Raw genomic sequence first — 22237 nt, 5'->3', positions numbered from 1 at the left:
ACCTGTCAAGCGTTACACCGCCAGCGCGCGCTCACGCAGCTCGCTGTTGAGGATGCGGTCGTTTTCGCTGTAATCGACCGGGCAGTCGATCACATGCACACCCGGGGTCTTGATGCAGTGCTCCAGCAGCGGCAGCAGGCCTTCGGCACTTTCCACGCGGTGGCCATTGGCACCATAGGCTTCGGCGTACTTGACGAAGTCCGGGTTGCCGTAGTCCAGGCCGAAATCGGTGAAGCCCATGTTGGCCTGCTTCCAGCGGATCATGCCGTAGCCGTCATCACGCAGGATCACCACGGTGATGTGCATGCCCAGACGGACTGCAGTTTCCAGCTCCTGGCTGTTCATCATGAAGCCGCCGTCGCCGCAAACCGAAATCACCGGACGGTCAGGGTGCACCAGGTGCGCCGCCATGGCAGAAGGCAGGCCGGCGCCCATGGTCGCCAGGGCGTTGTCCAGCAGCACGGTGTTTGGCTTGTGCGCCTTGTAGTTACGGGCGAACCAGATCTTGTAGATGCCGTTGTCCAAGGCAACGATGCCTTCGGACGGCAGCACACGACGGATATCGGCGACCATACGCTGCGGGTAGACCGGGAAGCGGTTGTCGTCAGCGCCTTCGGCGATTTGCGCTTCGTTGGCTTCACGGATGGCCATCAGGCGAGTGAAGTCCCAGTGCGAGGTGTCGTTCAGCGCTTCGCTGATCTGCCACACGGCATTGGCGATGTCGCCGATCACTTCGACCTGCGGGAAGTACACGGCATCGACTTCGGCAGAGCGGAAGTTGATGTGGATGACCTCAGTACCGCCACGCACCATGAAGAATGGCGGCTTCTCGATCACGTCGTGGCCGATGTTGATGATCAGGTCGGCGGCTTCGACGGCGCGGTGCACGAAGTCACCGGACGACAGGGCGGCGTTACCCAGGAAGCGGGGATGGCGCTCGTCGACCACACCTTTACCCATCTGGGTGGTGATGAACGGGATGCCGGTCTTGTCGATCAGTTGCTTGAGGACCTTGGCGGTCATCTTGCGGTTGGCGCCAGCACCGATCACCAGGATCGGGTTACGCGCGCTCAGCAGCTTCTCGACGGCGGCTTCGATGGCCACATGCTCGGCCAGCGGGCGGCGGTGCAGGCTGCGCGGGATCGGCAGTGCATCGGTCTGCTCGGCGGCGATGTCTTCCGGCAGCTCCAGGTGTACCGCACCCGGCTTTTCTTCTTCGGCCAGGCGGAAGGCTTCGCGCATGCGCGACGGGATGTTGTCTGCCGAGGCGAACTGGTGGGTGTACTTGGTGATGGGGTCCATCATGCCGCACACGTCGATGATCTGGAAGCGGCCCTGCTTGGACTTCTTGATCGGCTTCTGGCCGGTGATCATCATCATCGGCATGCCGCCCAGGTAGGCGTAGGCGCTGGCAGTAACCAGGTTGGTGGCGCCAGGGCCAAGGGTCGACAGGCTGACGCCGGTCTTGCCGGTCAGACGGCCATAGGTGGCAGCCATAAAGCCTGCAGACTGCTCGTGACGGGTCAGTACCAGCTTGATCTTCGACTTGCGCAGGGATTCGAGCAGGTCGAGGTTTTCCTCACCAGGAATGCCGAACACATACTCGACACCTTCGTTTTCCAGGCATTGCACAACGACATCGGCGGCCTTGGCCATTTGGGGTACTACCTCAAAATCTTTGTGGGATTGCAGCGTTATTACACTGCGTGACTGAGATGTTGCAGGATGTCTCAGTGGCGCGCATCGTAGGCCCTCTGGTTAATAATAATAAATATATTGTTATGATGCTTAGCATCACAGCTTGTTATGAATGGTAGAACGCCTCAATGAACCTCAAGGCATTGCGCTGCTGCGTCGAGATCGTGCGCCAGGGCAGCTTCACCAAAGCCGCGCAGCACCTGCACATCGCCCAGCCGGCACTGAGCATGGCCGTAACCCGGCTGGAAGAAGAACTGGGGGTCACCCTTTTCAACCGCACCACGCGCAAGGTGATCCTCACCGCCGAAGGCGAACAGTTTCTGCCGCGCATTGCATCGGCCCTGCGTGAGATGGATGTGGCCCGGCAAGAACTGCGCGACATGGCCGACCTAAAACGCGGTGAAGTGCGTCTGGGTATTCCTCCGATGTTCGGCCTGCACTATGTGCCCGGCTTGATGAATGCCTTTCGCAAGCTATACCCCGGCATTGCCATGACCGTGTTCGAAGGCAGTGCCGAGGACATTGGCCACCGCCTGGAACAGCGTGAAATCGACCTTGCACTGCTGGAGTCCCGGCGCGTGCCGCCCGACAAGGAGTCGATCCTGCTGGGCAGTGACGAGATGCTGGCGTGTATGCACCCCGACCACGCCTATGCCGGCAAAGCCTTCCTCACGGCGGAAGACCTGCGCAATACCGACATGGTGGTGTTCGACCGAACGTTCGTGCAACGTCACCTGCTGGACGCGTTCTTCGCCGAACATGGCATTACTTACCAGGTGGCGCTGCAGAGCAACTTCGTCTCGCTGGTGGTGCAGGCCGCACTGGACAACATGGGCGTGGCGACCCTGCTGCGCTCGGTGCAGCAGCGCACACCGGGCATCGTCGGGGTGCCGTTCCGGCCAGCGCAACTGATGAGCTTCCGCCTGTGCTGGCGGTCGGGGGAATACCTGTCGCTGGCCAGCAAGCGGTTCATCGATTTTGCCGCGCAGACACATTACCTGGAGCGTTGAGGAGCACACTTGTACTCCACTCGCATTCAGGCCGCTCCAGTGGCATTCGTAAGCTCGGCAGCAGAACGTGCCTGAACCCAGCAGATGCGCGTGGAAGCTGTCCAGCTTCCTCGACGTTTCAAGCAAACATTGACTATGATCCCGACTTGAACGTTTCAGCATGTTTCAGTAAGGATCCCGATGTCAGTCCAGGAACACCCCCCTCTTCCCAGCAAAACCACCGTCGCCAAGTTGGAAGCCGCCATGGCGTTGGGCAGCTTTGCCATCGGCACAGGCGAGTTCGCCATCATGGGCCTGATGCCCGACATCGCCAACAACCTGCAATTGAGCGAGCCGCAGGTGGGCCACGCCATCAGCGCCTATGCACTGGGGGTGATGGTTGGCGCCCCGACACTGGCGATTCTGGGTGCCAAACTGCTGCGCAAGCACATGTTGTTGCTGTTGATGCTGCTGTATGCCTTGGGCAACCTGGCCACGGCCTTTGCCCCCTCGTTCAGCGGCCTGGTTGCCTTCCGCTTCATCAGCGGCCTGCCCCACGGCGCTTACTTCGGCATTGCCGCAGTGGTGGCATCGAGCATGGTGGCCAAGGACCATCGAGCGGGTGCCGTTGCCCGGGTGATGATGGGCCTGACTTTGGCCATGTTGCTCGGTAACCCGGTGGCCACCTTCCTGGGCCAGTACTTCGGTTGGCGTTCGGCATTCGTGCTGGTCGGCGCGATTGCCCTGTGCACCATCGCCCTGGTGTGGCGCTTCGTGCCCCAGCGCCACGACGAAGTCCGCAGCGACCCGCGCAAGGAGCTGCAAGCCTTCGCCCTCCCGCAGGTATGGATGGCGCTGGCAATCGCTTCGATCGGCTTTGCCGGCATGTTCTGTGTATTCAGCTACCTGGCACCGACCATGCTGCAAGTAACCCAAGTGTCACCACAGTGGATTCCGTTCGGCCTGGCGGCGTTCGGCGTGGGCGGTATCGTCGGCAACATCGCTGGCGGCAAACTGTTTGATCGCTTGCAGTTCCGCGCGGTGGGGCTGGTGCTGGTGTGGTCGATTGCCGTACTGCTGTTCTTCACCTTCGCCGCCCAGGCACTGTGGAGCCTGCTGTTGGGGATCGGCCTGGTGGGTACCATGATTGCCTTGGCAGCGCCGCTGCAGATCCGCCTGATGGACATTGCCCATGAAGCACCAAGCCTGGCAGCGGCATCGAACCATGCGGCGTTCAACCTGGCCAATGCATTGGGGCCGTGGCTGGGTGGCATGGCGATTACCGCAGGCATGGGCTGGACAAGTACCGGCTACATTGGCGCGGCGACGGCACTGGTCGGGTTGGGGATTTATTGGGTGGCGCGACGGATGAAAGGCGGCCATTGAAATACCCGCACCCAGCGGGTGTGCGAAAGGCCCGGTAACTCAGCCCTGGATTCAGGCAGGGCTGGCCTGCGGCAACTCGATGCGTACCCGCAACCCGCCACTGTCCGCAGCCAGCGCCGTGATGCTGCCGCCGTGCAACGCAATAGCCCGCTGTGCAATCGCCAGCCCCAGGCCAAAGCCATCGCCACTGTCATCGGTGCCCCGATCAAATGGCTCGAAGATGCGCTGCAAGCGGGCCGGCTCTACGCCCGGCCCATGGTCGCTGACACTGACCTGCAACCATTGCCCGCCCGGCGCCTGCGAGGCCTGCACCAGCACCTCCGTACCGGCTGCGGCATAGCGCACAGCGTTGCGGATGATGTTCTCGAATGCCCGGTACAGCAGCTCCTCATGCCCGTGGATGAGAAACGTACCTTGGGCATGCAACGACACCTGACACTGTTTCATGCCCGCCTCGAAACGGGCGTCCTCGACGATCTGCGCCAGCAACTCGACCACATCCACGCTGGCAAAGTCGCTGTCGCCCTGCCGCGCCTGAGCGCGGGCCAGGGTCAGCAACTGCTCGATCAGGTCGTCCATTCGCCGCGACTCACGTTCGACCCGTTCCAGCATATCGAGCCGGTCGGGTTGCTGACGCATCAGGCCGATGGCGGCATGCATACGGGTCAGTGGTGAACGTAGCTCGTGGGAAATGTCATGCAGCAGGTTCTGTTGCGCCTGCACCAGGGCCTTGAGTTGACCGGCCATACGGTCACAGTCTTCGGCCAGCTCGACAATCTCGTCACGGCGTTTGCCAAGCCGGGGCTTCACGCGCACGTCGAACCGGCCCTGGGCCACCTGGCCCATCGCTTCACGCAGCCACGCCAGCGGGCGTGTCAGGTACAGGCTGCACAAGAAGGCAAACAACGCACTCATCAACGTGCCGGTAAACAAAGGGCCCATCCCGCGCGGAGGTGGTGGCTCGCCAACGGTTGTGGCCACCGAGGCCCGCAGCACCAGCGGGCGGCCCTCGCTGTCGCGTAAGGCTTGCTCGAAACGGGCCACCTGTACCGCCTTCCCAGCCAGCAGTTGCCCTTGGCTATCGTAAAGGCCCACCTGCACATCGGGTGGCTGCGGCGACACGTTCAGCAACTGCCGACCGGCCTGTTCGCCATAGCGCTGCAACAGCTGCAGCTCGGTGGCCAGCAGCGAACGCAGTGCCGGGCTGTCTCCACGCCAGTCATTCAGCATGAAGGTGGCTGCGCCCACCAGAAAGGTCAGGCTGTTGGCCAGCCAGAATGCCAGGAACAGCTTCCAGAACAGGCGCCGGCGCATCATTCGACTATCAGCATGTAGCCCATGCCACGCACGCTCTGGATCCAGCTGCTGCCGTCAGCGCGCGGGCCGAGCTTTTGCCGGATGCTGCTGACATGCACATCGATGCGCCGGTCGTAGCGGGTCAGCGGCCGGCCCAAGGCATTGAGCGACAGGTCCTGCTTGCTGACCAGCTGTCCAGCCTGGCGGGCCAACGCCTCAAGCAGGCTGAACTCCGAGCCGGTCAGTTCCAGCGTGGCATCGCCCCAGTGCGCTTCGCGACGACCCGGCCACATTTTCAATGCACCCGTGCGCACTTGCTCAGGGGCAATGGCCTCGCCCATCAACTGCGGCTGCACCCTGCGCAGAATCGCCCGCAAGCGTGCCACCAGTTCACCCGGCGAGCTGGGCTTGGGCACATAGTCATCGGCCCCCAGTTCAAGGCCGGCAATGCGGTCGATGTTGTCGCCACGGGCAGTCAGCAACAGTACAGGCACCTGGCTGCGCGCACGCACGCGCCGCAGCACTTCGATACCCGAGATACCCGGCAGCATCACGTCCAGCACCACCGCCTGATACTGGCCGGACAACGCCTGGGCCTCGCCCTCCTCGCCAGTGTCCACGGCCGTGGCCTGGAAGCCTTCGCGCGCCAGGTACAAAGAGAGCATTTCAGTCAGTTCGCGGTCGTCGTCGACCAGCAGCACGGGGATCATCGGGGCCAGATATCGCAATTGCAGGGGCGTTAATGATCGTCCTCCACGGCGGCACTGTCACCGCCGGCCGGTCGGACTTTACACATCTTTACCCTCGGCTAACCGCGCCGTACACAGCCCGCCCGTATCCTCATCGCCCGCTGCTTGCGGGTTGCCCGCGCTTGCTCCCCTCCGAATCCGCTTGTCTGGAACCCCCGATGAACTACCCGCGCCTGTTGCTCTCCATCCTGTTGCTGAAAGCCACACTGGTTCAGGCCTCCCCCTTCAGGATCGCCGACATCCGCGTCAACGGCCTGCAGCGGGTTTCCGCCGGCAGTGTGTTCGGTGCCCTGCCGCTGAACGTCGGCGACCAGGCCGATGACCGCCGCCTGGTAGACTCGACCCGTTCCCTGTTCAAGACTGGGTTCTTCCAGGACATTCAGCTGAACCGCGATGGCAATGTGCTTATCATCAACGTGGTCGAGCGCCCGTCGGTGTCGAGCATCGAGATCGAAGGCAACAAGGCGATCAGCACCGAAGACCTGATGAAGGGCCTGAAGCAATCGGGCCTGGCCGAAGGCGAAATCTTCCAGCGTGCCACCCTCGAAGGCGTGCGTAACGAACTGCAGCGCCAGTACGTGGCCCAGGGCCGCTACTCGGCCGAGGTCGATGCCGAAGTGGTGCCGCAACCGCGCAACCGCGTCGCGCTGAAGATCAAGATCAACGAAGGCACCGTCGCTGCCATCCAGCACATCAACATCGTTGGCAACAACGTGTTCGACGATGAGACCCTGGGGCAGCTGTTCGAGCTGAAAACCACCAACTGGCTGTCGTTCTTCAAGAACGACGACAAGTACGCCCGCGAAAAACTGTCCGGCGACCTGGAGCGTCTGCGCTCCTACTACCTGGACCGCGGCTACATCAACATGGACATCGCCTCTACCCAGGTGTCCATCACGCCAGACAAGAAGCACGTCTACATCACCGTCAACATCAACGAAGGCGAGAAGTACACCGTTCGCGACGTGAAGCTGTCCGGTGACCTGAAAGTGCCGGAGGACCAGGTCAAGTCGCTGCTGCTGGTGCAGCCGGGCCAGGTGTTCTCGCGCAAGGTGATGACCACCACATCCGATCTGATCACCCGCCGCCTGGGTAACGAAGGCTATACCTTCGCCAACGTCAACGGCGTGCCACAGCCGAACGATCAGGACCACACGGTCGACATCATGTTCGTGGTCGACCCGGGCAAGCGTGCCTACGTCAACCGCATCAACTACCGCGGCAACACCAAGACCGAAGACGAAGTGCTGCGTCGCGAAATGCGCCAGATGGAAGGCGGCTGGGCCTCGACCTACCTGATCGACCAGTCCAAGACCCGTCTGGAACGCCTGGGCTTCTTCAAGGAAGTCAACGTAGAAACCCCGCCGGTGCCAGGCACCGACGACCAGGTCGACGTCAACTACAGCGTCGAAGAGCAGGCCTCCGGTTCGATCACCGCCAGCGTAGGTTTCGCCCAGAGCGCCGGCCTGATCCTCGGTGGTTCGATCAGCCAGAGCAACTTCCTCGGTACCGGTAACAAGGTGTCGATCGGCCTGACCCGCAGCGAATACCAGACCAAGTACAATTTCGGCTTCACCGACCCCTACTTCACCGCCGACGGCGTGAGCCTGGGCTACAACGCCTTCTACAGCAGCACCGACTACAGCGATTACTACGACGATGGTGTTTCTTACTATGCAATCAACAGCTACGGCGCCGGGGTCAGCTTTGGCTACCCGATCAACGAAACATCGCGCCTGACCTATGGACTGACCCTGCAACACGACGACATCTCGCCCGGCACCTACAGCGCCGACGAGATCTACGACTTCATCGCCCGGGAAGGCAAGAGCTTCAACAACCTCAAAGCGTCGATCGGCTGGTCTGAATCCACCCTCAACAAAGGCGTGCTGGCCACCCGTGGCCACTCGCAAAGCCTGACGCTGATGGCCACCACCCCTGGTAGCGACCTGTCGTTCTACAAACTGGACTATAACGGCCAGACCTACCTGCCGGTGACCGCCAAAACCGCGCTGCGCCTGCACACCAGCCTGGGCTACGGCAACGGTTACGGCTCCACCGATGGCCTGCCGTTCTACGAAAGCTACACCGCAGGTGGGCTGGGTTCGGTGCGCGGCTTCAAGGACGGTGGCCTCGGCCCGCGCAACACGCCGGCCACCGGCACCTATGCCAGCGCCGGCCAAGCCTATTACTCCGACCGCGATACCGATGTGCTAGGGGGCAATATCCTGATTACCGGTGGCGCCGAGTACATCTTCCCGTTGCCGTTCGTGAAGGACCAGAGCCAGCTGCGCAGTTCGGTGTTCGTCGATGCAGGCAACGTGTATGCCGACACCTGCTATCTGTCGACCACCCAGGGCTGCGGCAGCGTGGACCTGGCGCAGATGGCCGTGTCGCTGGGGGTTGGCGTGACCTGGTACAGCCCGATGGGGCCGCTGAGCTTCAGCCTGGCGGCACCGCTGAAAAAACCGGACAACGCAGAAACGCAGATCTTCCAGTTCTCGCTGGGGCAGACCTTCTGAGCACCGACATTACCTGCTTTTACCCCTGCTTAACCCAAGTTGACAGTCACCTTGCCTAAGCTGGGCGGCATTCGAACGCCGCCCAGCAGGACACGCCCATGCCACCTTTCACACCTTGCTTGCCCAACGCATTGCGACACGATGAAGTCCCGCTCGCGCTACTCGATCTGGTCCAGCAGCGCCTGGCCAACCTGCTCGGCCCGCGTTTCACGGTGGTCCTGGGCGGCAGTGGCAACGGTGCCGGGGTCAGCCACTACCACCTGGCCATCCAGCACAACCAGAGCGGCGTTTCACTGGAAGACTATGGCGACGTCGGCGCCGGTTTCATCGAGCGCCTGCTGCGCATGGGCACCCAGGTCAGGGACATGCTCGACTCAGCCACGTTCAACCATATGGCCAGCGACGACCCAGGCCGACCCTTGGTGTGGCTCCGCGAGCTGGCCAGCCCCGGGGAAACCATTACAATGCGCGACCCATCCTGAAATATGTTTTTCTCATGAAATCACTGCTTTACGCCGTAACCTTACTGTTTTCCTTTACCCTGCCTGCCTTGGCCAACCCGCCGGCAACCTTCACCGAAGCCAAGGTGGTGGCCAAGCAGAAGGTGTACCTGGACCAGGCCAGCAGCGCCATGGGCGACCTGTACTGCGGTTGCAAGTGGACCTGGGTGGGCAAGTCCGGTGGGCGCATCGATGCGGCCTCGTGTGGGTACCAGACCCGCAAGCAGCAGAACCGCGCCGAGCGTACCGAGTGGGAACACATCGTGCCCGCCTACACCTTCGGCAACCAGCGTCAGTGCTGGAAAAATGGCGGCCGCGAGCACTGCGTGGACAACGACCCGGTGTTCCGTGCCATGGAAGCCGACCTGTTCAACCTGTACCCGGCAGTGGGCGAGGTGAATGGTGACCGCAGCAACTTCAACTACGGCATGGTTGCCGGCAATGCCGGCGAATATGGCCAGTGCACCACCAAGGTCGATTTCATCCAGCGCGCTGCAGAGCCGCGTGATGAAGTGAAAGGCCTGGTGGCGCGTACCACGTTCTACATGTTCGACCGCTACCAACTGAGCATGTCGCGCCAGCAGCAACAGCTGTTGATGGCGTGGGACAAGCAGCACCCGGTGTCGGCCTGGGAAAAAGAACGCGACCGCCGTATTGCCGCGATCATGGGCCATGCCAACCCGTTCGTGAGTGGCGAACGCAAATGGACTGCCGACTACAAGCCGGCTGGCAGTGGTGTAGTGCAAGCGGTGCCGGTGAAAGCGACCAAGGCGCAGGCCAAACCGAGCCTGGCCAGCGCCGCGCCGGTCGGGGCTGTGCTTGGCAACCGCAACAGCCATGTTTATCACCTGTCTGTTGGCTGCCCGGGCTACAACCAGGTAGCGGCGAAGAACCAGGTGACCTTCGCCACCGAGGGTGAGGCGCAGGCTGCGGGCTATCGCAAAGCCGGTAACTGCCGATAAGTGCCCGCTCAGCTGCACAGCAAAGGGGCCGTATGGCGGCCCCTTGCTCTCACGACCTGCACACCTCATTCACCAGATTCGCCGGCCGTTCGCCGGCCAGCGCGCTGAGCAGGTTGTCCACCGCGCAACGCGCCATGGCCTGGCGTGTCTCCTGGGTTGCCGAGCCGATGTGGGGGGTCGCTACCACGTTATCCAGCTGCAGCAGCGGCGAGTCTGTGGACAGCGGCTCCTGCACGAATACATCCAGCCCCGCACCCCGTATGCGCTTGGCCCGCAGCGCATCGACCAGCGCAGGCTCATCCACCACGCGCCCACGCGAGATGTTCACCAGGATCGCCTCAGGTTTCATCAGCGCCAGCTCCCGTGCGCCAATCAGGCCTTCGGTGCTGGCACTCAGCGGCACGGTCAGGCACACGAAATCCGCCTGCTGCAACAACTCATCCAGGCTGCACTGGCGCGCGGCGTAGCGCGCCTCCACCTCGGGCTTGGGCCGCTGGCTGTGGTAAAGCACGCGCATCCCGAAGCCGGCAGCCGCTCGCCGGGCCAAGGCCTCGCCGATGCGGCCCATGCCGACGATGCCCAGCGTCTTGCCATGCACGTCACAGCCAAAATGCGCCGGGCCCAGGTTGGCCTGCCAGTGCCCGTCGCGTACCCAGTTCGCCAATTCCACTACCCGCCTGGCTGTGGCCAGGATCAAGGCAAAACCCGTGTCGGCAGTGGTTTCGGTCAGCACGTCGGGCGTGTTGGTCAGCATCACGCCGCGTTGGCTGAGCTCGGCAATGTCATAGTTGTCCACGCCGACCGAAACGCTGGACACCACTTCCAGCTGTGGCGCCAGGTCGAGCAGGCTGGCATCCAGGCGCAGGCTGGCACCCAGCAAGCCATGGGCGCCCGGCAACGCGTCGCGCAGGCGGGCCAGGCCATCGGGCCGGGCGGTATCCACCCAGGTGACCTCGACGCGGTCTTGCAGGCGGGTCATCAAGTCGTCAGACAGGCGTTTATACAGGACGATTCGCTTCTTCATTGCAGGTTTCCTAAGGGTTCATGGCCAGCCGCGTGCTGTTGCGCTTGGCCCGGCCAGATGTCTGTGACGTATTGAGTGCGGCGGTAAGCGCCACGGCGGTCAGCAACGCGCCGCACATGAACAGGTAAGAAGCGCCCGGCCCGCCAGTGGCGCCATTGAGGTAGCCCACCAGCCACGAACCGCCGAACGAACCCAGCGCGCCCATGCTGTTGATCAGCGCCATGGCCCCGCCTGCGACGTTGGCCGGCAGGATCTCGGGCACGATCGCGAAGAACGGGCCATAGGGTGCATACATGCAGGCGCCGGCCAGCACCAGCAGCGCGTACGACAACCAGAAATGCTCGCTGCCCAAGGCGTACGAGCCATAGAACGCCACTGCGGCCACCAGCAGCGGCGGCCAGACGAAGCGCTTGCGCTTTTGCAGGCGGTCGGAGGCCCAGGACACGCCCACCATCGCCAGTACCGCCGCCAGGTAAGGCACCGAGGCCAGCCAGCCGGCCTGCACGATATCGACATTGGCCGCCTGCTTGAGGATCGACGGCAGCCACAGCACGAAGCCATAGACGCCGATGCTCCAGCAGAAGTACTGCAGCGCCAGAATGATCACCTGCGGCGAACGGAACGCCTCGCGGTAGTTCTTCACAGGCTTGATGCCCTGCTGCTCGGCAGCCAGCGCCTGCTGCAGGGCTTCTTTTTCCTGCTCGCTCAGCCAATTCACCTGGGCCGGGCGGTCGTCTACCAAGCGCCACCAGCAGAACGCCCAGATGACGGCTGGCAGGCCTTCGATGATGAACATCCAGCGCCAGTCGTAATGCTTGATGAGGTAACCCGACACCACCGACATCCACAAAATGGTCACCGGGTTGCCCAGCATCAGGAAGGTATTGGCACGCGAACGCTCGGCACGGGTGAACCAATGGCACAGGTACACCAGCATCGCCGGCATGACGGCGGCCTCCACCACCCCGAGCAGGAAGCGGATGCCAATCAGCATGTAGACGTTGCTGACCATGCCCGTGAGTGTGGCAAGGCCACCCCAGAGGATCAGGCAGACGAAAATCAGCTTCTTCACACTGCGCTTTTCGGCGTAGATGGCGCCAGGCACCTGGAAGAAGAAGTAACCGAGGAAGAACAGTGCGCCCAGCAGCGAAGACAGCACCGGGGTGATGTGCAGGTCTTCGGCCATGCCGGACGCTGCAGCGAAACCGTAATTGGCGCGGTCCAGATACGCCAGGCTGTAAGTGACGAACACAATCGGGATGATGTACCACCAGCGGCGAGGTGCCAGGCTTTGGCTTTGCATGGTTTGTTTCTCCTGAGCTTGTTGTTTTTGTTGCAACAGGTGATTCGGGGTCAAGGGGTCACGCGCTTCTGCGCAGGTCGAAGGCCTCCAGCTCGTGGCGCAGCGGCAGCCCTTCCATGTCGCCTCGTGACTGCACGGCACGGCTGCCGCACCAGTTGCCGCGTGCCACCGCCTCGGCCACTGCGCGGCCCTCCAGCAGCGCGCTGAGCACGCCGACGGCAAAGGCATCACCGGCGCCGACGGTGTCCACGACACGGCTGACCGGCACGGCTGCTACCTGGCCTTCCCCTTTGGCACTGCGCAAGTAGGCACCGGCGTCGCCCAGCTTGATCACCACCAACTCAACCCCTCGGTCGAGGTAGAACGCGGCGATGTCTGCCGGGGTGTGCCGGCCGGTCAGCAACCGGCCCTCTTCCAGGCCCGGTAAAACCCAGTCGGCCTTGACCGCCAGGGCATTGATTTCGCGCACCATGCTGTTTTGATCAGGCCATAACGAGGGGCGCAGGTTGGGGTCGAACGAGATGCTGCGACCGGCTGCACGCATGGCGTCGACCAACGTGTGGGACAGGGCCCGGCAGCTATCCGACAGCGCCAGCGGAATGCCAGTGGCGTGCAGGTGCCGCGCTTGCAACAGGTCTGCACGCAGCAGTTGGGGTGACAACTTGCTGGCCGCCGAACCACGGCGGAAGTACTCCACAGCCGGGTCGCTGCCGTCATCGCAGCGGGCCTTGAGCTGAAAGCCCGTGGGGCAGTGGGTATCCACTTCGACACCAGAGCAGTCCAGGCCTTCGCGTTGCAGGCTGTCGAGCACGAAACGGCCCAGTGAATCGTCACCGACCCGGCTCAACCAGCGCACCTTGAACCCCAGCCGCGCCAGGCCGATCGCCACATTGCTGTCGGCGCCGGCAATGCGCTTGCCAAACTGGCCGACACTGGCCAGGTCGCCGGTTTGCTCGGCAACGAACATGGCCATGGTTTCACCAAAACACAGCACGTCATGCTCATGCATGGGCCACCTCCTCCCCCAGCGCAGACAGGCTACGCACCTGGGCACGGGTCAGCGCCAGCAGGTCGTCGCCCACCAGGGGGTACTCGACAGCGCGCACCACGCCGGGGGCGAACTCGGTCATCAGTGTTGCCCATGCGTGCAGGTCAGCTGCTTGCGGCGGTATGGCAACCCGTCGGCCATCGGCCCGGCGCTCCACAGCCTTGCAATGCACATAGCGCACCCAGCGGCCCAGTTGACGCGCGGCTTGCCTGGCAGACTCGTCTTGCCATTGCCAGTTGCCAATATCGAAGGTCATGCCCAGGCGCAGCCCAAGCGGGTCGGCGTGCCGGAAGAACTGCAGCAGCGGTTCGATCCTGCCACCGTGTTCAGTCTGGTCGTTTTCCACCAGCAACAGCGGCCCCTGTGCGGGCAGTAGCGCTGCCAGGGCGGCGACATCGCAACGCTCGTTGAAGTGCCCCAAGGACACCTTGAGCGCTACCGCGCCAAACGCGCGGGCGAGCTCCAGCTTCTGCACCACAAGTGGGTCGGGTACGCCTTGCGCGGTCCACAACTCCAGGGGAGTCGAGTACAGGCATTCCAGGCGCAATGCGGCAATGACAGCACCCAGCGCTGTCGCGTCCGGCGCACTGGCAAACAGTTCTTCGCGCAACTCCACACGACTAACGCCAGCGGCGGCCAGCAGGTCAAGGAACTGCTCCTGACCACGTTGCCGCACGAAGTCGGCGCCGTAGCTGGAGAGGCTGATGGAAACGGGGTTCGTGTGCATTGTTCTTGTCCTTATGAAACCGGTTTCATTTTTAGTCGATAGCAGCAGGCGTCAGCCTGCCGTTGCTTATTGGGGTTGGGTTGAGCCTCGGATGATCAGCTCGGCCTTGAAGTCGATGCGCCGGGCCGCCCCGCTGTCGCCGCGTAGGCGGCCAAGCAGGCTTTCGAAAGCCGCCACACCGATACGCTCGGTGGGTTGCGCCAGTGCAGTGATGCCATTACCGACCAAGGGGTACCAGTCAAGGTCGTCGAGGGCGATCAGCCCGACGTCGGCAAACAGGTTGCGCCCGGCTTCGTGCAAGGCCCGGGTCACCGCCAAGGTTGCAACGCCGTTGAAGGTGAAGATGGCTTGCGGGCCATGGCCACGGCTGGCCAGGAATGACGCCAGCTGCCCCTCCAGCCCGGTGCCGATTTCCAGCACCTGCTGGCGCATGCCGGCCCGACGGCTGACCGACGTGCCGAATGCCTGCACCCGCTCCAGGCGTGAACTGGTGCCATCGAGGGGTTCGCTGACCGCCAGGATATCGCGGTAGCCCTGTGCCTGCAGGTGGTCGAGGGCCTGCTCGACCGCATCGGCATTGTCTAGGCCAACCAGGTCGACATTCAGCTCGGGCAATTGGCGATCGACCAGCACCATGGGGATGTCACGCTGCAGGTTGAGCAGCTCGCCGGGGTGATGGCCAAGGGTGTTCACGATCAGCCCTTCGACGTTGTAGCTCTGCAGGGCCACCAGGTGATGACGCTCCTGCTCGTCGTCGCGGTTGGTGTTGCACACCACCAGGCTGTAACCGTGCTGACGGCAGGCGGTTTCCACGCCATGCATCACGGCCACTGAGTAGGGGTTGAGAATATCGGCTACCAGCATGCCGATCAGCCGCGTCTGGCCGCGCTTGAGCCCGCGGGCCATCTGGTTGGGGCGGTAGCCAAGCCGCTCGATGACTTCTTCCAGGCGCTTGGCCGTGGCTTCGGCCAGCAACTGGCGATCACCACCGATGTAACGGGAAACGGTGGCTTTGGAAACGCCAGCGACACGCGCTACTTCGCTGATGGTGACCCGTTCGCGGGCATGGGCAGGCGCGTCGGTCATGGGCAGTCCTTATGATTGTTGTGATTGCGATGAAACCGGTTTCAATACAGCAAAACTGCGCGTGTTCGTCAACATCCCGTTGGTCGGAAGCGTCATTTCATCATGATAAATGACATGAGGTATGCAAATTAACTCAATGAAACTAAATATAAAATATCAAAAATAATGTGGGCGCGGGTTCACCCGCGAATGCGGCGGTAGATTCAACATCGCATTCGCGGGTAAACCTGCTCCCACAGTGGATCAGGGGGCAGCTGGAGAAGTCAGCGAAGCGACTTCACATCACCGGCCGCGACAGCGCTCCCCTGGTTGCCCCAGCTGCTCCTGATGAAGTTCACCACATCGGCAACCTCCTGGTCGCTCAGGCGCCAGCCAAACGCCGGCATGGTGAAATTCGAAGGCGCCGTGTGCGTCGCCGGTACCGTGCCCCCTGCCAGCACCACATGGATCAGCGACGTGGCATCCGCCGTCTGCACCACCGGGTTGCCGGCCAAAGCCGGGAACGCGCGGGTGTAACCCTGGCCGTCGGTACGGTGGCAGGCCGCGCAATTGTCGATGTACACCGCCGCCCCTGGCTTGCTGTCATCGCCCTTCCACAGCGCATCCGCCACCTGCTTGTCGTAGACGTGTGGCCGGTCTTCAGGGTTGCTCGGCGGCAGGGTCTTCAGGTAACGGGCGATCGCGGTCAGGTCGGCATCACTCAGGTGCTGCATGCTGTGCTCGACCACGTCGCTCATGCCACCGAACACGGCGCTGCGATCACTGCGCCCAGTCTTGAGAAACTGCACCAGCTGTGCTTCGCTCCAGCTGCCCAGGCCGTCCTTGTGGTCGCCACGCAGGTTCTTGGCAATCCAGCCTTCCAGCGGAGCGCTGCCGGCCAGAAATTGCTCACCCTCTGCCGGGCTAAGCGCCTTTTCCTGCATGGTCAGCGCCCGCGGCGTATGGCAGGCACCACAATGGCCAAGGCCCTCGACCAGGTACGCACCACGGTTTACCACCGGGTCGGCAGCAGCCGTTGCCTGCCAAGGCTTGGCCTCTGGCGCGAAAAGGCCGCGCCAGACAGCCAGCGGCCAACGCATGCTCAGCGGCCAGGGGATGTCGCTGGCCTTGTTCGCCTGTTCGACGGGCGCCACGCCCTTCATGAAGTAGGCGTACAGCGCCTGCATGTCCTGCTCGCTGACGCGCGCGTAAGACGGGTATGGCATAGCTGGGTACAGGGTGCTGCCGTCCTTGCGGATGCCCTTGCGCACGGCCTGGTCGAAGTCTTCGAAGCTGTACTGGCCAATGCCGCTGGCAGCCGGGGTGATGTTGGTGGAGTACACCGTGCCGATCGGCGTTTGCATCGGCAGCCCACCGGCAAAGGGCTGGCCGTTCCTGGCGGTATGGCAGGCCACACAGTCACCGGCGCGGGCCAGGTACTCGCCCTGGAGCACCTGAGCATCATCATTCGTGGTGGCTTGTACAGCCGTCGTGGCCGCCAGCAGCAGGGTTGCGATCAACATTGTCTTCATGCCCATCGCTCCTCAAGCCTGGACCAGCGGACCGGGGTTGTTCAGGTACTGCTCGCGGATGGCGCGGGCCGACCAGTAGGTCAACGCGGCCACCAGCCCGGTCGGGTTGTACCCCAGGCCCTGAGGGAACGCCGAAGCGCCCGGGACAAACACGTTATGCACGTCCCAGCTTTGCAGGTAACGGTTCAGTGCGCTGGTCTTGGGGTCGGAGCCCATGATCGCGCCGCCGTTCAGGTGGGTGGTCTGGTAGCTGGCGGTGTTGAAGTGGTCCTTGACCTTCTTGCCCAGTACCGCAATCGACTTGGGGTTCATCGCCTGGGCGATCTTGCTCAGCTTGTCGACCATGAACTGGTTCATCCTGATGTCGTTTTCCTGCCAGTCGAAGGTCATGCGCAGCAGCGGTTGGCCATAGGCGTCGCGATAAGTCGGGTCCAGGTCCAGGTAATTGCCACGGTACGACTGGTGGGCGCCATGGGCGTCCATCGATACCTGATGGGTGTAGTAGTCGGCTGTGGCTTTCTTCCAGGCGCTGCCCCAGGCTGGCGTGCCCGGCGGGTTAGCGGTGCCGGCAATCGGCCGGCTGCCAGCCTGGTTCACCCACATCGGTGAGCCGCCGACGAAGCCGTGCGGGCCATGGTCGAAGTTGTCGGCGTTGAAATCGTCGATGGCAATACCGTTGCCACCCGCGCCGATGAAGTTGTTGGTGTAGGTGTCCTTGTCGAAGAACGCCTTGACCGTGCCCATGTTCTGATAGGCAAAGTTACGCCCCACCACGCCTTCGTTCTTCACCGGGTCGTAAGGCTTGCCAATGCCGGAAAGCAGCATCAAGCGCACGTTATTGAACTGGAACGCCGCCAGGATCACCAACTCCGCCGGCTGTTCTACCTCGCGCCCTTGGGCATCGATGTAGGTGACGCCGGTGGCCTTGCGCTTGCTGTCGTCCAGGTTCACCCGCAGCACATGGGCATTGGGCCGCAGCTCGAAGTTAGGCACTTGCCGCAGCGCCGGCAGAATATTCACGTTGGGCGAGGCCTTGGAGTACATGTAGCACACGTACCCGCTGCAGAAACCACAGAAGTTGCACGGCCCCATCTGTGCCCCGTAAGGGTTGGTGTATGGCCCGGAGGTGTTGGCCGATGGCAGGTTGTAAGGCTTGTAGCCCAAGCTGGTGGCGGCCTTTTCGAACAACCTGGCCGACACCACGTTCTTCTGAGCAGGCAGCGGGAACGGGCTGGAGCGGTCCGGCGCATAGGGGTTGCCGCCCTTCCCTTCGCCCACGACCTGTCCGTTGACGGTCCAGGCCTGGCCAGAGGTGCCGAACACCTTTTCAGCGAAGTCGAAATACGGCTCCAGCTCCTCGTAAGTGACGCCAAAGTCCTGGATGGTCATGTCGTCAGGGATGAACTTTCGCCCGTATCGCTCTTCGTAGTGGCTGCGCATGCGCAACTCGACCGGGTCTACCCGAAAGTGCACACCCGACCAGTGCAAGCCCGCGCCGCCCACGCCTTTGCCCGGCAAGAAAGCGCCAAGCTGGCGATTGGGCAGAGCCACATCGTTCATGCCGTGGCGGACAGTGACGGTTTCTTTAGACACGTCGACGAACAGCTTCTTGCGCACGCTGTAGGTCAACTCGTCGATCACCTGCGGGTAGCTGCCTTCCGGGTAGGTGTCCTGCATCGGCCCACGTTCCAGCGCCACTACCTGCAGCCCGGCCTCGGTCAGCTCCTTGGCCATGATCGCACCGGCCCAGCCGAAGCCGACGATCACCGCATCCACTTTGTTCAACACAGTCGCCATGCCTCAGGCCCTCTCGCCGCGGATCGATACAGCCGGGAACGGGTAAGGCTCGTTGCGCTCGACCCAGTCCATGAAGTCGGCGCGGGCGCCGGGGAAGCCGATCTGGGTCCAGCCGACCATGCCTTTGTTGCCCCCATGGATCGGGTCGCAGAAAAACCCTTCGCGGGTGTTCTGCACCAGCAAGCTGAAAAACACCTTGGCCGGCACGGTGTCGAAAACCAGCTCTCCGGCCTCGATCTTGCTGAGAATACGGTCCCGGGTAGCGCTATCTTGTACAGCAAAAACCTGCCCGGAATTGGCCTTGCACCAGCCGTCCACGGCAGCGATGCCCAGGCGGTAGATTTGCTGCGGGCTGAGCTGCAACTGATAACCCAGCTCGGGCGCTGCGTCGGCGTTGAAAGGGCCTTGCATGTACCACTGTGCGCCAGTGGCGTACGGCGTGTTCATCTGCCGGTCGATGAATTCGGCAGCGCCGGCTTCAAGCGCGCCGGGGCCAAGCTCATCGGCCGGAATGATGCGGGACACGGCGGCTTGCAGAAACGCCCACTCTTCGGCGCTGAAAAATGTCGGCTGATAGTTACCCGCCGGTGGCGTGGCCGGCACTTTCGGTGGCTGTTGCTGCTGTTGCGGGGCCGCAAGCAGTTGGCTGGCACCCACGCCCAGCCCTGTGCTGGCCACGGTAACGACAGGGATCAGGGTCAAGGTCTTGCGCAGAAAATCCCTGCGCGGGTTGTCTGGGGCATGCTCAGGCATTGGGAATCCTCATCGGCTCTGGGGCGGCCTTGATAAGCGCCATCTGATTTTCAATGGAGAGGTGATCTTGATAGGCCATCAAGAAGACAGCCGAATAATCTAGCGCGTTCAGAAATGTTTTGAAACCGGTTTCATGGTTGACTTCTCGTCTTTGCCGCAAGGCCAGAGCGCTGTCGGGCCAAGGCTTTTTTCACATCTGCCTCACTCTCTACCGACATCCCGCTACCTACAGTGCCGACGCTCTCGTAATGGAGCGAGCTGACTGGAGTGGCAAACATGCTGCAAGGCGTTATCGACAAATCCCTCGCCTCACGCCGTGTGCAGGTTTACCGGTTTCCTTGGGGCACAGCGCTATTCGCAGTCTTGTGCCTGCTGTTCCTCCTGGGCGTGGCAGCAGCCTGCGCGCATGCCCGCACGGCCGTCCCCAACCTGGGCAACCCGCACCACCTGCAACGCAGTGGGCTGGAGGCCGCTTGGGCAAAAGGCTCAGTGATTGTGGTACTGCGCCATGCCGAACGCTGCGACCGGTCCAGAGGTGCCTGCCTGGGTGACCCCAGCGGCATTACGGTTGCGGGCAGCCAGGTGGCCGCCGCTGTAGGCCAAGGCCTGCAACACCTTGGCCTGGCGTCATCCGACGTGTGGACCAGCCCGCAGGTGCGCACCCGACAAACCGCACAAGCCATGTTTGGTAAAACCATGGCCACGCAAGGTTGGCTTAACTAGTGTGACGGACACTTTGCCGATAACGCCTTTAGCCACAAGCGGGCCGGCCACAACCTCGTGCTGGTCAGCCACAGCGGTTGCATGGAACAGCTGGAGCAAGCGCTTCAGGTACCCGTCAGCGCGACGTCGAACAGCTATGCCAGTGCCCTGTTCATCACCCAGGGCAGCGATGGCAAGGCAACGCTGCTGGGCCAGATGGCTGCCAGTGAATGGCGCAAACTTGTTGATGCCAAGGAGCTGTGAATATGCCCTCCCGCGCCGCTTTCTACCGCAACAATCTGCTACTGCCGCTGTTGCTGGCCGCCATCGTGTTCGTGGCATTCGACCTCACCGAGTTCGATCGCTGGATCAGCAACCTGCTGCTCGACCCCGCCACCGGTCAGTTCCCGCTGCTGCACAATCAGTGGTTCGAGAAGGTCACCCACAAGTGGCCGCGCATCCTGCCGGACTGGACAGGTGAACTGGCAGTCATCGGCAGCTTGTTGTCGTTCATCTGGCCGCGCCTGGCCAACCGCCCCCAACTGGGCCTGACCCGGGCGCTGGAAAAAGCCCGTATCGCACCCGTGCTGCGCTTCACCACCCAACACCGCCGCGACTTACTGTTCGTGGTCGTGGCGTTTGCACTGAGCACAACCGTGATTCATTACCTGAAAAGCCACACCAGTGTGTATTGCCCTGTCGAAACCACACTGTATAGCGGTACGCAGGCCCGCGTTGAATGGTTCGAAAACTTCTCCTGGTGGAACAAGGCCGGCGATGGCCGCTGCTGGCCGGGTGGCCATGCCTCCAGCGGGTTTACCTTGTTGGCGCTGTACTTCGTGGCATTGCGTCATCGCTGGGCACATGCGCGTAAGTTGCTGGCGGTCATTCTGCTGATCGGGTTCGTGTACGGCACAACACGGGTACTGCAGGGCTGGCACTATATGTCCCATACATTCTGGGCGGGGATTTTTGTCTGGCTGACAACCTGGGTAACGGCGTTGTTCTTCTATGGCCGCATCGCGTTGCAGGCGCCAGAACACAGCCCGGTCATTCATGACGCTGCCATGGCACAGCCCTTGTAGAGCAGCCTTGTCTCTCAGCAAGGGGCATAGTGGAATCTGACAGGCACCTGCCATCCACTTAGTTGCTAATAATACTTTTAAAATAAACCTTAGCGAAACTTCCTACAGCGCTTTAGGAAGTTTCAATCTCCCCTGCCTATTGATTCCTCGTTAGTCTTCAGGATTTCGCAAGATACTTGTGCGCGACCGCATGGAAAGTGCGCGCGTGAGCCTGATCTGTTAACTGACGAGGATTATGGATGTCCAGACAGTCCGACGGCACTGACAAGCCTGTGCCCGCCATGAAAAAGCCAATTCTGCTTGAGGATATAGAGGCTGCCCAGCAGCCTCACAGCGGGGCTGGCCCTGAACACGCTACGGAGCCGCTCGGCTACCCCGCCGACCCGCAGTTCCAGCTACGCGGCGGCTTCAAGAACCTGATGCTTGATGCGGCAACCCCGCTGTTCGGCCTGGTCATTCGCCTGCGTACGCTGGATGACCTGCCCAACATCGCCTACGTGCACAAGGCCGTGCAAAACCAGGTCAGTAACATCCGCGAAGAAATCCGGCAGCACGGCTACCCCATTGCCCAACAGGAAGTCTACTCCTACGCCCTGTGCCTGTTCCTCGACGAGGCCGTGATGAGCCGCCCGTGGGGCAACAATTCGTGCTGGAGCCACGAGCCGCTGCTCAGCATCTTCCATGACGAAACCCAGGGCGGCGAAAAAATCTTCGTGCTGCTCGAGCGCGTCATGCAGTCGCCCAAGGAATTCCAGGATGTACTGGAGTTCCTGTACTTCAGCATTTGCCTGGGCCTGCGCGGCAAGCACGCCCTCGACCCCAGGTGCGACGACATCATCAAGGCCCTGATCTCGCGCATGCACAAGGTCATCCGCGAACTGCGCGGCCCCATCCCCGAAGACGTCTGCGACCCCTACACCAACGTCGCCCATCGCCCCTACCGCGGGCGGCGTTGGGAGTGGCCTTGGTGGAGCCCGCTGGTGCTCTCGGCCATCGCCATGGTCTGCGCCTACAGCTACTACAGCTACCGCCTCGACCTGATCACCGCCGAAGTCCTGCAATCGCTCGACGCCATCTTGCAGCAGTAGCGGGGGACGCC

The 22237-nt window shown here is 62.4% G+C and carries 18 protein-coding genes and 1 pseudogene; 8 read left to right on the top strand and 11 right to left on the bottom strand.

Translation table 11 applies throughout. The features are described from left to right. Nucleotides 1–12: 12 nt before the first annotated feature. Nucleotides 13–1656: an acetolactate synthase large subunit gene (locus tag D8767_RS14240; protein WP_028699227.1), complete on the bottom strand. Its 1644-nt coding sequence runs from the start codon at nt 1654–1656 to the stop codon at nt 13–15. A 170-nt stretch (nt 1657–1826) separates the two neighbouring features. Here D8767_RS14240 and D8767_RS14235 point away from each other — a divergent pair, with 170 nt between their 5' ends. Beyond that, a complete protein-coding gene (locus D8767_RS14235; RefSeq protein ID WP_016714070.1) occupies nt 1827–2708 on the top strand; it encodes a LysR family transcriptional regulator in 882 nt (293 codons plus the stop codon). A gap of 180 nt (nt 2709–2888) precedes the next feature. Beyond that, nucleotides 2889–4073 (top strand): MFS transporter, encoded by a 1185-nt coding sequence (locus tag D8767_RS14230; protein WP_016714069.1) that lies wholly within the window; start codon nt 2889–2891, stop codon nt 4071–4073. 51 nt (nt 4074–4124) lie between these two features. Here D8767_RS14230 and D8767_RS14225 read toward each other — a convergent pair whose 3' ends face one another. Continuing rightward, nucleotides 4125–5390, bottom strand: coding sequence for an ATP-binding protein (locus D8767_RS14225; RefSeq protein ID WP_016714068.1), 1266 nt, complete (start codon nt 5388–5390; stop codon nt 4125–4127). After that, the gene (locus tag D8767_RS14220; RefSeq protein WP_016714067.1) at nt 5387–6079 is read right to left on the bottom strand and encodes a response regulator transcription factor; all 693 of its coding nucleotides are present in this window, start codon (nt 6077–6079) and stop codon (nt 5387–5389) included. Before D8767_RS14220 ends, D8767_RS14225 begins: the two co-directional genes overlap by 4 nt. 197 nt (nt 6080–6276) lie before the next feature. On the opposite strand from D8767_RS14220, the gene bamA reads away from it, so the two are divergent. From bamA to D8767_RS14205, 3 genes are all read left to right on the top strand, one after another. After that, nucleotides 6277–8640, top strand: a complete 2364-nt coding sequence (gene bamA, locus D8767_RS14215; protein WP_121757669.1) for an outer membrane protein assembly factor BamA — start codon at nt 6277–6279, stop codon at nt 8638–8640. A gap of 98 nt (nt 8641–8738) precedes the next feature. Then, nucleotides 8739–9122: a hypothetical protein gene (locus D8767_RS14210; RefSeq protein WP_016714065.1), complete on the top strand. Its 384-nt coding sequence runs from the start codon at nt 8739–8741 to the stop codon at nt 9120–9122. 14 nt (nt 9123–9136) lie between these two features. Then, nucleotides 9137–10102 (top strand): endonuclease, encoded by a 966-nt coding sequence (locus tag D8767_RS14205; RefSeq protein ID WP_016714064.1) that lies wholly within the window; start codon nt 9137–9139, stop codon nt 10100–10102. 49 nt (nt 10103–10151) lie between these two features. On the opposite strand, the gene D8767_RS14200 is transcribed toward D8767_RS14205, so the two are convergent. The 8 genes from D8767_RS14200 to D8767_RS14165 form a co-directional block, all read right to left on the bottom strand. After that, a complete protein-coding gene (locus D8767_RS14200; RefSeq protein WP_016714063.1) occupies nt 10152–11126 on the bottom strand; it encodes a D-glycerate dehydrogenase in 975 nt (324 codons plus the stop codon). Nucleotides 11127–11136: 10 nt separating this feature from the next. After that, nucleotides 11137–12429 carry an MFS transporter gene (locus tag D8767_RS14195; protein ID WP_121757670.1) on the bottom strand — a complete coding sequence of 431 codons (1293 nt, stop codon included), beginning with the start codon at nt 12427–12429 and terminating at the stop codon, nt 11137–11139. A 58-nt stretch (nt 12430–12487) separates the two neighbouring features. Next, nucleotides 12488–13438 carry a sugar kinase gene (locus D8767_RS14190; protein WP_016714061.1) on the bottom strand — a complete coding sequence of 317 codons (951 nt, stop codon included), beginning with the start codon at nt 13436–13438 and terminating at the stop codon, nt 12488–12490. After that, complete coding sequence (locus tag D8767_RS14185) at nt 13431–14204, bottom strand: sugar phosphate isomerase/epimerase (RefSeq protein WP_016714060.1); 774 nt, start codon at nt 14202–14204, stop codon at nt 13431–13433. Before D8767_RS14185 ends, D8767_RS14190 begins: the two co-directional genes overlap by 8 nt. A 66-nt stretch (nt 14205–14270) precedes the next feature. After that, entirely contained in the window at nt 14271–15290 is a 1020-nt protein-coding gene (ptxS, locus tag D8767_RS14180; protein WP_016714059.1) for a transcriptional regulator PtxS, read from the bottom strand. Between the two features lie 263 nt (nt 15291–15553). Then, nucleotides 15554–16801 (bottom strand): cytochrome c, encoded by a 1248-nt coding sequence (locus D8767_RS14175; protein ID WP_016714058.1) that lies wholly within the window; start codon nt 16799–16801, stop codon nt 15554–15556. Nucleotides 16802–16813: 12 nt separating this feature from the next. After that, nucleotides 16814–18598: a GMC family oxidoreductase gene (locus D8767_RS14170; protein ID WP_016714057.1), complete on the bottom strand. Its 1785-nt coding sequence runs from the start codon at nt 18596–18598 to the stop codon at nt 16814–16816. Between the two features lie 3 nt (nt 18599–18601). Then, the gene (locus tag D8767_RS14165) at nt 18602–19351 is read right to left on the bottom strand and encodes a gluconate 2-dehydrogenase subunit 3 family protein (RefSeq protein WP_016714056.1); all 750 of its coding nucleotides are present in this window, start codon (nt 19349–19351) and stop codon (nt 18602–18604) included. A gap of 276 nt (nt 19352–19627) precedes the next feature. Between D8767_RS14165 and D8767_RS14160 the strand changes: the two are divergent. The 3 genes and pseudogenes from D8767_RS14160 (at nt 19628) to icmH (ending at nt 22226) form a co-directional block, all read left to right on the top strand. Then, a pseudogene (locus D8767_RS14160) lies at nt 19628–20317 on the top strand (histidine phosphatase family protein). Nucleotides 20318–20319: 2 nt separating this feature from the next. Next, complete coding sequence (locus tag D8767_RS14155; RefSeq protein ID WP_016714055.1) at nt 20320–21138, top strand: phosphatase PAP2 family protein; 819 nt, start codon at nt 20320–20322, stop codon at nt 21136–21138. A gap of 239 nt (nt 21139–21377) precedes the next feature. Beyond that, entirely contained in the window at nt 21378–22226 is an 849-nt protein-coding gene (gene icmH / locus D8767_RS14150; RefSeq protein ID WP_016714054.1) for a type IVB secretion system protein IcmH/DotU, read from the top strand. The last annotated feature ends 11 nt before the right edge of the window (nt 22227–22237 follow it).

It is taken from the genome of Pseudomonas sp. LTGT-11-2Z, assembly GCF_003691445.1.
Classification (GTDB): domain Bacteria; phylum Pseudomonadota; class Gammaproteobacteria; order Pseudomonadales; family Pseudomonadaceae; genus Aquipseudomonas; species Aquipseudomonas monteilii.
Note: the sequence above shows the minus strand (reverse complement) of the source record. Positions and strands in the feature narration are given on the sequence as shown.

Bases quoted from the DNA above. Each gene is read 5' to 3' on its own strand.
- D8767_RS14235 (WP_016714070.1), top strand. From the start codon at position 1,827: ATGAACCTCAAGGCATTGCGCTGCTGCGTCGAGATCGTGCGCCAGGGC.
- D8767_RS14155 (WP_016714055.1), top strand. From the start codon at position 20,320: ATGCCCTCCCGCGCCGCTTTCTACCGCAACAATCTGCTACTGCCGCTG.
- D8767_RS14190 (WP_016714061.1), bottom strand. From the start codon at position 13,438: ATGCATGAGCATGACGTGCTGTGTTTTGGTGAAACCATGGCCATGTTC.
- D8767_RS14185 (WP_016714060.1), bottom strand. From the start codon at position 14,204: ATGCACACGAACCCCGTTTCCATCAGCCTCTCCAGCTACGGCGCCGAC.
- D8767_RS14175 (WP_016714058.1), bottom strand. From the start codon at position 16,801: ATGAAGACAATGTTGATCGCAACCCTGCTGCTGGCGGCCACGACGGCT.
- D8767_RS14205 (WP_016714064.1), top strand. From the start codon at position 9,137: ATGAAATCACTGCTTTACGCCGTAACCTTACTGTTTTCCTTTACCCTG.
- D8767_RS14170 (WP_016714057.1), bottom strand. From the start codon at position 18,598: ATGGCGACTGTGTTGAACAAAGTGGATGCGGTGATCGTCGGCTTCGGC.
- D8767_RS14200 (WP_016714063.1), bottom strand. From the start codon at position 11,126: ATGAAGAAGCGAATCGTCCTGTATAAACGCCTGTCTGACGACTTGATG.
- D8767_RS14210 (WP_016714065.1), top strand. From the start codon at position 8,739: ATGCCACCTTTCACACCTTGCTTGCCCAACGCATTGCGACACGATGAA.
- D8767_RS14225 (WP_016714068.1), bottom strand. From the start codon at position 5,390: ATGATGCGCCGGCGCCTGTTCTGGAAGCTGTTCCTGGCATTCTGGCTG.
- ptxS (WP_016714059.1), bottom strand. From the start codon at position 15,290: ATGACCGACGCGCCTGCCCATGCCCGCGAACGGGTCACCATCAGCGAA.
- D8767_RS14240 (WP_028699227.1), bottom strand. From the start codon at position 1,656: ATGGCCAAGGCCGCCGATGTCGTTGTGCAATGCCTGGAAAACGAAGGT.
- icmH (WP_016714054.1), top strand. From the start codon at position 21,378: ATGTCCAGACAGTCCGACGGCACTGACAAGCCTGTGCCCGCCATGAAA.
- D8767_RS14195 (WP_121757670.1), bottom strand. From the start codon at position 12,429: ATGCAAAGCCAAAGCCTGGCACCTCGCCGCTGGTGGTACATCATCCCG.
- D8767_RS14230 (WP_016714069.1), top strand. From the start codon at position 2,889: ATGTCAGTCCAGGAACACCCCCCTCTTCCCAGCAAAACCACCGTCGCC.
- D8767_RS14220 (WP_016714067.1), bottom strand. From the start codon at position 6,079: ATGATCCCCGTGCTGCTGGTCGACGACGACCGCGAACTGACTGAAATG.
- bamA (WP_121757669.1), top strand. From the start codon at position 6,277: ATGAACTACCCGCGCCTGTTGCTCTCCATCCTGTTGCTGAAAGCCACA.
- D8767_RS14165 (WP_016714056.1), bottom strand. From the start codon at position 19,351: ATGCCTGAGCATGCCCCAGACAACCCGCGCAGGGATTTTCTGCGCAAG.